Consider the following 10,935-nt stretch of genomic DNA (forward strand, 5'->3'; position numbering starts at 1 on the left):
CTGAGCCTGTAGTCGCAGCAAGGAAACAACGGTTTGCAAGTTATTCTTTACCCGATGGTTCATTTCACGAATGGTAGTTGTATGGGTTAAGAGCTGTGCTTCCTTTTCCTTGATGTCTGTAATATCCTTACAGATCATGACCACATTTTCACTCTCAGCCAGCAGATAGCGTTTTACCTTTACAGAAATCGCTAAAGAAGCCGGTTTGTCAAGACAAGCTATTTACAAACGACACTTTAATAACACTACTGAAATTATCGAATACATTCGCCAAGATATGGTAAAGCAAGCCTTTGCCCCCAACTGGAATAGCAACAATGCTGAAGCGGACTTAGATCCTTTCACTTTTTTGGCTCAAACGATTCTTCCCGCTATTTATGAGCAACGCCAACGCATTAAAATATTATATACTAGTTCTATCGATCCCTTGTGGAGCGATTTTATTACTGCCAGTTACAAGGACTGGATCGAGCAGAATTTAAATCTTGACCACCAAAAATTAGGTATTCCTGAAGACCTGGCCAATCAACTGCTGGCCGGCTGGATTAGTTCTCTTATCGAGAATTGGATCACTCAGGATGACCCCGTTCCTTGCAAGCAGTTCTCTAAAACATTTCTCAACCTTGTATCTTCACCCCTAACCAGCTTTGCTGCCTATGATAGTCCAGCTGGTCCTTCAAATAAAATTGTTATCGCATAACCAACTAGAAGAAAAACAGAGAAATGACAGAACCGGTCCTTGTAAGGGAAGACTGGTTTTTTAATATTTTTATATTAAATTTTAAAAATAATTGGACATTTCCTCTATAAAGTGTTATCATTTTAGTTGACAAGCGGTAAACTATTTCGTTGGAATTTGCTCTATTTTTAGACAAACCAGCAAGAACTTAATAAAAAAGAAGGAAGGTACTTATGCCCCAAGATACTCGAGACAAAGTCGTCAATGCCTTAATTGAGCTGGCAGAGCAAAATCCTGAAAAGTCTTATTTTACTTTTTCAGAGATTGCAAAACAAGCTGATCTATCGCGCCAGGCTATCTATAAAAAGCATTTTAGTAATGTTGAAGACATTATCCAATACATCCGCCAGACAATTATGACTCCGTTTTTGCCCCTGTATGAAAGCTACGAAGAAGGAAATGGAGAAAATCCATTCTGTTTCTTTGCCCAACATATGATTCCTACCCTATATGAACATAGGAAATGGATGAAGGTGCTCTACACTACAGCTATTGATCCTTTCTGGAGTGACTATCTATCTACCTTCTTCACTCAATGGGTCGTGCAAAATTTAGACATTGACTCTAAAAAATTGGGAATTCCAAAAGAAATGGCTACGGAAATTGTTGTTAGATGGATTAACTCCCTCATTGAAATTTGGATTATCAAAGAAGAGCCTATGCCTTCAGAGGATTTCGCCAAGCTCTTCCTGAATGTGATTTCAACCCCTATGGATCAGTTTATAACGCCTAACAGTGAAGCCTAATTMAACTCAAAATTATGAAGCCCGCCTAATTTAGGCAGGCTTTTTTGTCGGTAAAATTTCTTACTCTCCCAAAGAAAAGAGAGCAGATAGTCTTCTGCTCTCGTCAACATATAAGCTATAAAATTAAGCACCAAGCTTCGTTTAATCTACTCGATAATAGAAGCTACCTTGTTCGTCAAAGCTATTCAGGCCAACCCCTGTCCAGATTCTGTCTTGACCAGCATCGGAGTTGTCTGTAAAGTTTTCCTTGTCTGCGACCTTAACTCCCTTAGGAAGAAACTCAATCAGAAAACCTCCGCTTTCTCCGCCGTAGACACCTCCAGCAGCAGTGCCATAGTCTGTCAGAGAAGCTCCATACAATTCATAACCACTTGAAACCAAGCCCTTGTCATCAAAAACAAGCTGGTTGCCAGAAGCATCCTGCCAGGTTCCTTTAACGCTAGCATAATTACCATTTGCAAGTGCTGAAATGTCCATCGCTTCCTTCTTTTCCTTGTTTTTTTCTGTGCTCGCACTCTCTGAGCTAGCGCTGCTAGCCACTGAAGATGCTGCTGCAGTTGATTGACTGGATGCCTGCTCCACAGAACTTGTTACTGAGCCAGTACTGCTAGTAGGCGTTTCTGATTGATTCGTAGCACTGCCGTTTGAGCAAGCTGTCATAGCTAATAAAGCAGCTCCTGCTAGTAAAAAAGGTAAAGCTTTTTTCTTCATTTTTCTCCTCTTTCTCACGGTAAGATAAATCATGTGATTAGTAACATTATAGATTATTTTATCGCTTTTTACAAGAAGAATTCTAGCAGCTGGGCGGGCACAAAGCTACTGACTTTATTCATTCAGCTTCTGCCACATCCAGAACCCTGTAGATTGTTTTTGCCAGAGCCGCTTCATAATCAGATGCACCATAAGGCTTATCAGTCGTGACTTGGGCTGTCTGCTTTTCTAAGTCCACAACCACATCTGACACTCCCTCCATAGATAGGAAGTGCTGGGTAACGTGTTTGACACAATTTTGACAAGATAAGTTTTCTAATTGAACTGTTTGTTTCATAGATTCATTCCTCCGTATATTTCTTCATTTTAAAGCGTCCTAGACGCAGAGCATTGACGACAACCGACACTGAGCTCAAGCTCATGGCCAGACCAGCCAGCATAGGATTGAGCAAGGGACCGCCGAAAAGATGCAATAGCCCCATAGCAATCGGGATGCCTAGTGTATTGTAGGCAAAGGCCCAGAAAAGATTTTCCTTGATGTTGCGGATGGTCGCTTGGCTGAGCTTGATAGCCTTGACTACATCATGCAAATCACTATGCATGAGCACTACATCTGCCGACTCAATAGCCACATCGGCGCCAGAGCCGATGGCAATTCCAACATCTGCCTGGACCAGAGCCGGCGCATCATTGATACCGTCTCCTACCATAGCCAGTTTTTTCCCAGCTTCCTGTAAGTTCTTGATAGCAGCGGCCTTCCCATCTGGCAATACACCTGCGATGACTTTTTGGATTCCAGCTTTCTGGGCAATAGCTGTCGCGGTTTCTTCACGATCTCCTGTCAGCATGATAACTTCCAGCCCCATAGACTGGAGCTCCTGCACAGCCGACAGACTGCTGGACTTCATCTCATCTGCTACCGCTAAAATACCAGCCAGCTGTCCATCTACTGCGACAAACATGGCTGTCTTTCCATCTTGGGAAAGCTCCAACAACTGTTCTTGAAAGGCACTGCTGTCAATGCTCTTTTCTTTCATCAAGCTTTCATTTCCCACCAGAAGCTGTCTGCCCTCAACCTGAGCTGATAAGCCTCGTCCAATTACGGCCTCAAAATGACTGACAGACACTAAGTCAAGCCCCTCCTCTTCAGCAGCTTCCAAGATAGCCTGAGCCAAAGGATGCTCAGAATGCTGCTCAGCACTGGCTACGAGCCGTAACAAGTCAGAGCGATTAAAAGCACCTAAAGGCAACAAATCCGTCAGGCTGGGCTTACCAACCGTAATCGTCCCCGTCTTATCAAGAACAATAGTATCCAGCTGATAAGCAGCTTCCAAAGCTTGACCAGACTTAATCAAAATCCCATTTTCAGCCCCTTTGCCAGTCCCAACCATGATGGCTGTCGGAGTTGCTAAACCTAGCGCACAAGGGCAGGCAATGACCAGAACTGCGACAAAGATTGACAGGGAAAAGCTAAGACTCTCACCAGCTAGAAAATACCAGCCAAGAGCGGACAAAGTAGCCAAGCCCAGCACGATTGGGACAAAATAGAGCGAAATCTTATCGGCCAAAGCCGCTATCGGTGCCTTAGACCCTTGCGCTTCCTCCACTAATCTAACAATCTGAGCTAAGGTCGTATCCGAACCAACCCTAGTTGCTTGGTAATCAATACTACCATTTTGATTGATTGTGGCACTGGTAATGGTGTCGCCGACCTTCTTTTCAATCGGGACACTTTCACCAGTCATCATGGACTCATCCACAAAGGTCTGCCCCTCTATTACAAGGCCATCTACCGGCATACGCTCCCCTGGCTTGATACGGATAATATCTCCAACTCGGATATCCTCCGTATCAATGGTCACAGCCTCTCCATAGCGAATCACTGTCGCCTGACTAGGCACTAGCTCAAGCAGAGACTGAATTGCCTGAGACGTTCGACCCTTTGCTGAACTTTCCAGATATTTACCCAGAAGAACCAAGGCAATAATCACTGCAACAGACTCAAAATAAAGCTGATGAACAAAGGCATGATGGCCTAGAAAAACCTGACTGACTGAGTAGAGGCTGTAGAAAAATGCTGCGCTGGTCCCCACCGCAATCAAACTATCCATATTGGGATGTTGCTTGATAAGATTGCGAAATCCCCTCTGATAGAAACCACGACCAATCCACACAGCAGGCAGAGTCAAAAGTAGTTGTGACAGAACGAAGACCAAAGGGTGCGCCATATGGTCCAAGAAGCTAGGCAGAGGAAGACCGACCATACTTCCCATAGAGATATAAAGTAAAGGCAGAGCCGTAATCAAAAGAATCAGCAACTCTTGTTTCTTTTTTTGCAATTTCTGAGCTTTAATCTCAGCTTCTTCGCTTACATCAGACGGTCGGTCTTTTCCTTTTTCTTCTGCCTGATACCCAGCCTCAGCTACAGCATCCAGCACTTGCTGGCTATCAAATCCCGCCTTAGGAAGCAAACTGAGACGTTCTGTCGCCAGATTGACACTAACATCCTCGACCGTTTCCAAGTCCTTGACCGCCATCTCTACCGTCATAGCACAGGCAGCGCAGGTCATACCAGAGAGTTTGTATTCTTTCTTCTCACTCATCAATGCGTCTCCTTTCCGTGACCGCAACGACACTGGCCTTGAGGGCAGTGGCATTTGATTTCTAAAGGTGCCGAAGCTCTTTTCTTATCGATGACTTGGCTGAGCCGTTCCAAGTCCCCTTGACTAAACTGACTTCTCTCAATCATCGAAATCAAAAGATCTCCGTGTTTAGTATTACAGATATTGTCAAAAAGAGCCTGCCATGTACTTTCCAGATGGTCCGCTTCTAAAATCCGAGCATCGTAATAAAACTTACCCTCAATTTTTTCCATAGCGATAAATTCTTTGGTCTTCAGACGATTCAAAAGGGTCTTGATGGTTGCCGGCTTCCAGGAAAAATCGGCTTCCAAACGCGCTATAATCTCTGTACTGCGACTGTGTGGATAGGCCCATAACACACGCATCACTTGCCATTCTGCTTGGCTAATATTTTGCTGTTCCATTGTTTAACACTCCCTTATCATTTACGTTTGTAATCTAATTCTTTATTAGTTTACATTTGTAATCGTGATTTGTCAAGTATTTTTATCGTCATTTTCCGATATACAAAAAAAGAAGGCGGGATAGTCCCATCTTCTTAATTTATTTATATTAATGCGCCAACATCTCTTGGGCAATTTCTTGACCGGTCAACTTACTTGGATAGTAGGTTGGCCAGTTTTCCAGCTCATCAAAGAGAGCTTCCTGGCTTTCGCCTCCATAGAAGATGTGGAAGTGAGCTGCCTTGGTAGGTGCAATGTTGTGGTCGCTAAACTGAACATACTTGTACTCCCCAGCATCCGCGTCTGTCGCTTCAAACATAAAGCGAACTCCACGATTTCCCTTAGAGTAAGTCAGAGTATGCTTACCAACGTATTTATAAGTATATTTCTTGGATTTTCCATCTACTACAAATTCCATAGTCTTGTCTGTGATATTGATATTGGATACATCCGTCTTGTAGCCCTTGTCATAGTAGTCCTTGTATTCAGCTGCTGTCATTTTCCCAGTCAGCTTAGCCTTGTAGTCAAAGACTTGGTCCAAGGTCCCGTCTTTCAGATATGGGTAAACAGACTGCCACTCGCCAGCATAGTCAGACAAGGTCCGATCCTTGACGGCACTGTCTTCAAAGTAGCCGTTTTGAACTGTCTTATCGTCTTCTTCTTTCTCGGCTGCAATCTCCGCTCCCTCTTGGTCAGTTGTCTTCTTGAGAGCCTTTAGATTGGCCTGCATGATAGAAACATAGTCTGCCCCATCCTTGGTCTGCTCCTCGGTCAAGCTTTCCAGCGGATTCAAGACATCAAGTTCTACTCCTGTTTCCTTAGCCAGAGTAGAAGCCAGAGCCTGGGAAGCATTCTCTTCAAAGTAAATATACTTGATTTTATTTTTCTTGATATACTCGGTCAATTCAGCCAAGCGTGAAGCGGATGGCTCACTGTCTGGTGAAAGTCCAGAAATTGGCACCTGCTTCAAACCATAGTCCAATGCTAGATAGTTAAAGGCTGCGTGCTGAGTTACAAAGCTCTTTTGCTTGGCGTTGGCCAATCCATCTTCATATTCCTTGTCCAAGGCTTCCAGCTTCTTGATATAAGCCGCTGCATTTTTCTCAAAAGCAGCTTTCTTGTCAGGATAAGACTTGCTCAGGCTATCACGGATGTGCTCCACCATTTTAATAGCCCGCTTCGGAGATAACCAAACATGGGGATCATAGGCATGATGATGTCCCTCTTCCCCATGGTCGTGGTCTTCTTCCTCTTCACCGCTAGGCAGCAAGAGCATATTTCCAGTCGCCTTGATAACCGTTTCTTCCTTATTTTTCAAAGTTTTTAACAGATCAGGGACCCAAGTCTCCATATTTTCATTTTCATAGACAAAGGCATCTGCATCCTGAATCGTCGCAACTGCCTTAGCTGAAGGTTCATAATCATGCGGCTCTGTACCAGCCCCGATTAGAAGTTCAACATTGGCCTCATCTCCAGCCACCTGCTTGGTAAACTCATAAACAGGATAAAAAGTCGTGACAATATTGAGCTTGCCATCTGCATTTTTTTGATTGGAACAAGCTACTAAGAAAATACTCAGTAAGCCTGCTAATAGTAAGCTAATTTTTTTCATTTTCTGCTCCTATTTCATAAATTTTTTGACTAGATTGACCAGCAAGAACAAGCTGACGAAAATAATCGTAATGCTAGCGCTAGCTGGCGTCTCTGCATAGTAAGAAATATAAAGTCCGGCAATCATACCAAAGAAACCAATAGCATTTGCCAGCAAAATGACCGACTTGAAATTTTTCCCAATCCGCAGGGCAATACTGGCCGGCAAGACCATAATGGTCGAAACCAGCAAGGCTCCCGCAGCTGGAATCATGAGGGCAATCGCAACGCCCGTCACGATATTGAAGAGAATGGACATGGTCCGCACAGGCAGCCCATCCACAAAGGCCGTATCCTCATCAAAGGTCAAGATGTACATAGGCCGAATGAAGAGGAAGGTTAAAACAAGTACTACAGCGGCAATAACAAAAAGAGAAATCACCTGCTCCCTACTGATAGTCACAATGGAGCCAAACAGATACTGGTCCAGACTCATCGAGCTAGAACTCTTGCCCTTACTCATAACAATCAGGGAAATAGCTAAGCCGGTTGACATGAGAATGGCCGTTCCGATTTCCATGAAATTCTTATAGATAGTTCGCAGGTACTCCAAAAAGACTGCTGCAACAATGACGACAAGCACCGTTGTGAGAGTGGGCGATAGTCCAAGAACCAAACCAAAAGCCACACCTGCCAGTGAAACGTGGCTGAGCGTGTCACTCATAAGGCTCTGCCGACGTAAAATCAGGAAAGTCCCCAGAATCGGTGAGAAGAGGCTCATGGCAATAACTGCCAAGAAGGCCCGCTGCATAAAATCATAGGAAAACAGATTAAGCATGGCTCACCTCCTGACTATTGTCGCTTTCATGCACATTGAAACAGCGCCAAGGTGAGTCCTGATTACGGACCAGGTGAATGTTGCGGTCAGCATATTTACGAACTTCCTCCGGATCGTGTGTAATCATCAAGACAGCTTTCCCATGCTGATGAGCACTATGGTGCATGAGCTTGTAAAATTCATCCTTGCTGCCTGCATCCATCCCTGTTGTCGGCTCATCAAGGACAAAAATATCCGGATCCGAAGCAAACATCCGAGCAATCACAGCCCTCTGCTTTTGCCCGCCAGAGAGAGAACCAATCCTCTTATCCCGATGTTCCCACATTCCAACTGACTCCAGACTTACCTTGATATGTTCCTCATCATGCTCATTCAAACGACGAAACCAACTCTTACGCGGATAACGTCCCGACTTGACAAACTCATATACCGTACTAGGAAAACCAGCATTAAAGCTAGCAATCTGCTGAGGTAGATAAGCAATCCGCAGTTTCTTGCCTCGCACATTAGTCTTGGAAATCTTAACTTCCCCATGCTTAGGCTGTAAAATTCCCAAACTAGCCTTGATAAGTGTCGTCTTAGCAGCTCCATTTTCCCCCGTCAAGGTGACAAACTCACCGCTATCTAGAAAATAATGAATATGCTCTAGTACAGGCTCCTTGTCATAGTAAAAGGAAAGATTATCCACTGTGATATATCTCATTTACCAATCTCTCCCACTAAGGCTTCCAAGAACTTCGCAATCACCGCCTGTTCACTAGCAGAAAACTGCTCTGATAATTTTTGATACGTCTCCAAAGTATGTGCGTGATGATGCTGATGTTCCTTTGCAATCGGCTGCGCTAAGTCAGTCAAACGGTAAAAGGTAACCCGTGCATCTCTCTTATCTTTAAAGGCTTGCAGCATCTCTTGCCGAGCCAAAGATTTCACAGCCTTGGTCACAGCAGCTTGACTCACATTCAGTTTTTTGGCTAAATCAGAATTTGTCAAAGATTCCTCAGACAAAAGCATTAAAATATGCTCCTGCGTATTGGTTAAAGGCGCATCACTCGTGCAAGAACCAATCAGAATCTCATGCTGATTTTCTGCTTTCAAAATAACTTCATTTAAAAATTGATCGATCTTCTCTGCTAAATGAGACATTTCCTCCTCCTTCTCTTAACCAGTTAAAGCTTTACTGGTTAATTATACCATAAAAAAGAAAAGAGTCAAGAATTTTCAGTAAAAGTAAGATGCTTTTCACAAAAAATATTTAATCATACAATTAGATTCTTAAGCCCTAAATAAAACTCAATCAGAGAATAAAAAGGAACAAACCGAGCTGACTCTTATTAGAGTTCTAGATCTCATAAGCAATTTAGTTGAGTGTGGATTTACAAGTAAAATCATGATTCAATCTTCCGCATTACCTTACAAAWAATTACTAAAGAGAAAACAAAAAAACGAAGTAAAAATACTCCGCTAAACTTAAGCTATACCGGCGGCCGGTAAAAATTACTTAAAAGTAAGCAAATACAAAAGAAAGAAGCTAGATAAATCAAGGTTTTGTCACTTATTTAGTAGTATATAAATTTTAAAGGTTGACCAAATGGGTGACCAAATTTTTTAAAATGGATAAAATAAGATGCAACAGTTTTGGGACTATACATTTTATTTTATCTATTTTATGGTATAATATTCATATAAGATTTGGAGGTAGAGAGATGGAAGAAAAATTATTTAATAAAAAATTTGTTTGGAGTATTCTTGGAGGTGTTGCTGCTGTAGCTCTTGTTGTGTATTTGATTATCATTAATAGTACTGGTGGGGTAACCAATTTGGGCAATAGCTTAGATGGCACTTACTATGTTTATCACCGTAATAGCAATACAGTCATTGAAGATAATACGTTGAAAATTGATRGGAAGATAGCTTTGTTTAAAGATGCTTATTCTACGAAATATGGTGATGAAAGTGAGGGGGACATGTGGCGTGTGGATACTGAAAAACGGGTGATTGTAGTTCAAGAAACAAATTTACATGAATATCCTTATGTTTTGAAAGATGGTGTTTTAACATTTAATAATGATTCATACGTGAAGGAGGATTCAGAGATTTATAAGAAGGCTAAAAAAATGAGTGAATGGGATTATGAAAACGACTAGTAAAGATTAGTCGTTTTTATTTTGTAGATCATATAAGGCAAAATTGACAGCTCGTTGAACTTCTTTTTCAGTCATTTTTTTGCTATTCCAGGCATACCAGAGAGTTTTACCTCGGTCATATTTGGACCAGGTCTTAATATTGGGGAATATTCTTCTTACTTTTTGGCAAAAGGATTGATCTTTAAGCTCTGGTAATTCTTTGTGAGTAATAAAGCCTTTTTTATCTAATAATAGTTTTAGTCTGTCAGTGGCAGCTACTTGAATTTTTTCATAGTTGCTGATGATATTGTCTTTGATAACTTCCAAAAGTGTTAAAAACTTTTGTTTAGCAGCTGTGCCAGCTCTATAGCTTGTGACAAGTCCTTTAGCTTTAGGATAGGTTATATCTGTATAGTGCTGAAATAATTGAGTTAATCGAACTTCTAGGGCTTTGTTTGAAACAGATAGGTCGTGCATGACTTCTTGATAAGATTTTTTTTGGTAGAAAATTTTAGTCAGGAGCACAATGTCTGGCATTAAAATAATAGAAGCAAAGTAATCTGCTTCTAGTTCCTGAGTGGTTTTATTTGCTAAACTTTCTGTAAAAAAATTTCCATTATGCTTTAAAACAAGGTGGCCTAATTCATGACACTTTGTGAAATTTTGTCTCTCTTGGATGCAATCTTCTTCATAAGAGATAGAAATTCCTTGGGAATCAATCATAGTAATACCTGAGATTAGATCATTTTCAATATGATGTTCTAAAACCTTGAAATTGTATTTTTCTTTCATCGCTTGAAAGTACGTTTCAAAGGAATAGCTGAGTAAAGAAATATTACTATGATTGATTCCCAAGGAATTTCTATCTCTTATGAAGAAGATTGCATCCAAGAGAGACAAAATTTCACAAAGTGTCATGAATTAGGCCACCTTGTTTTAAAGCATAATGGAAATTTTTTTACAGAAAGTTTAGCAAATAAAACCACTCAGGAACTAGAAGCAGATTACTTTGCTTCTATTATTTTAATGCCAGACATTGTGCTCCTGACTAAAATTTTCTACCAAAAAAAATCTTATCAAGAAGTCATGCACGACCTATCTGT

The 10,935-nt window shown here is 41.6% G+C and carries 12 protein-coding genes and 2 pseudogenes; 4 read left to right on the forward strand and 10 right to left on the reverse strand.

From position 1 onward, the window contains the following. Positions 1–177, reverse strand: a pseudogene (locus K4H96_RS05045) (histidine kinase dimerization/phosphoacceptor domain -containing protein); the annotation flags it as partial. Here K4H96_RS05045 and K4H96_RS05050 point away from each other — a divergent pair. Next, positions 170–700: pseudogene (locus tag K4H96_RS05050) on the forward strand (TetR/AcrR family transcriptional regulator); the annotation flags it as partial. The pseudogenes K4H96_RS05045 and K4H96_RS05050 sit on opposite strands and share 8 nt — an antisense overlap. Positions 701–912: 212 nt before the next feature. Next, positions 913–1,485, forward strand: a complete 573-nt coding sequence (locus K4H96_RS05055; RefSeq protein ID WP_223337981.1) for a TetR/AcrR family transcriptional regulator — start codon at positions 913–915, stop codon at positions 1,483–1,485. 141 nt (positions 1,486–1,626) lie between these two features. Here the strand turns inward: K4H96_RS05055 and K4H96_RS05060 are convergent, their stop codons facing one another. The 8 genes from K4H96_RS05060 to K4H96_RS05095 all read right to left on the reverse strand — a co-directional run bounded on the left by K4H96_RS05060 (position 1,627) and on the right by K4H96_RS05095 (position 8,852). Continuing rightward, positions 1,627–2,229 (reverse strand): DUF6287 domain-containing protein, encoded by a 603-nt coding sequence (locus K4H96_RS05060; protein ID WP_223337982.1) that lies wholly within the window; start codon positions 2,227–2,229, stop codon positions 1,627–1,629. Positions 2,230–2,314: 85 nt separating this feature from the next. After that, positions 2,315–2,533 carry a heavy-metal-associated domain-containing protein gene (locus K4H96_RS05065; protein WP_002910875.1) on the reverse strand — a complete coding sequence of 73 codons (219 nt, stop codon included), beginning with the start codon at positions 2,531–2,533 and terminating at the stop codon, positions 2,315–2,317. Between the two features lie 4 nt (positions 2,534–2,537). After that, positions 2,538–4,799: a heavy metal translocating P-type ATPase gene (locus K4H96_RS05070; protein ID WP_223337983.1), complete on the reverse strand. Its 2,262-nt coding sequence runs from the start codon at positions 4,797–4,799 to the stop codon at positions 2,538–2,540. Beyond that, positions 4,799–5,242 (reverse strand): CopY/TcrY family copper transport repressor, encoded by a 444-nt coding sequence (locus tag K4H96_RS05075; protein ID WP_011836340.1) that lies wholly within the window; start codon positions 5,240–5,242, stop codon positions 4,799–4,801. The genes K4H96_RS05070 and K4H96_RS05075 overlap by 1 nt, the downstream gene beginning before the upstream one ends. Positions 5,243–5,390: 148 nt before the next feature. Then, entirely contained in the window at positions 5,391–6,893 is a 1,503-nt protein-coding gene (locus tag K4H96_RS05080) for a zinc ABC transporter substrate-binding protein AdcA (RefSeq protein ID WP_223337984.1), read from the reverse strand. 9 nt (positions 6,894–6,902) lie between these two features. Next, a complete protein-coding gene (locus K4H96_RS05085) occupies positions 6,903–7,709 on the reverse strand; it encodes a metal ABC transporter permease (RefSeq protein ID WP_002910879.1) in 807 nt (268 codons plus the stop codon). Then, complete coding sequence (locus K4H96_RS05090; RefSeq protein ID WP_223337985.1) at positions 7,702–8,412, reverse strand: metal ABC transporter ATP-binding protein; 711 nt, start codon at positions 8,410–8,412, stop codon at positions 7,702–7,704. The genes K4H96_RS05085 and K4H96_RS05090 overlap by 8 nt, the downstream gene beginning before the upstream one ends. Continuing rightward, on the reverse strand, positions 8,409–8,852 hold the full coding sequence (locus K4H96_RS05095) for a zinc-dependent MarR family transcriptional regulator (protein WP_223337986.1): 444 nt from the start codon (positions 8,850–8,852) through the stop codon (positions 8,409–8,411). The genes K4H96_RS05090 and K4H96_RS05095 overlap by 4 nt, the downstream gene beginning before the upstream one ends. Before the next feature lie 560 nt (positions 8,853–9,412). On the opposite strand from K4H96_RS05095, the gene K4H96_RS05100 reads away from it, so the two are divergent. Next, a complete protein-coding gene (locus tag K4H96_RS05100) occupies positions 9,413–9,853 on the forward strand; it encodes a hypothetical protein (protein WP_227956394.1) in 441 nt (146 codons plus the stop codon). Positions 9,854–9,859: 6 nt separating this feature from the next. On the opposite strand, the gene K4H96_RS05105 is transcribed toward K4H96_RS05100, so the two are convergent. Next, entirely contained in the window at positions 9,860–10,687 is an 828-nt protein-coding gene (locus K4H96_RS05105; RefSeq protein ID WP_227956395.1) for an ImmA/IrrE family metallo-endopeptidase, read from the reverse strand. Between K4H96_RS05105 and K4H96_RS05110 the strand changes: the two genes are divergently transcribed. Next, positions 10,673–10,935 (forward strand): ImmA/IrrE family metallo-endopeptidase (locus K4H96_RS05110; RefSeq protein WP_227956396.1); only part of this gene is annotated, 263 nt, incomplete at its 3' end. The genes K4H96_RS05105 and K4H96_RS05110 overlap by 15 nt on opposite strands.

The organism is Streptococcus sanguinis, assembly GCF_020729765.1.
In the GTDB taxonomy this organism is placed as follows: Bacteria; Bacillota; Bacilli; order Lactobacillales; family Streptococcaceae; genus Streptococcus; species Streptococcus sanguinis_Q.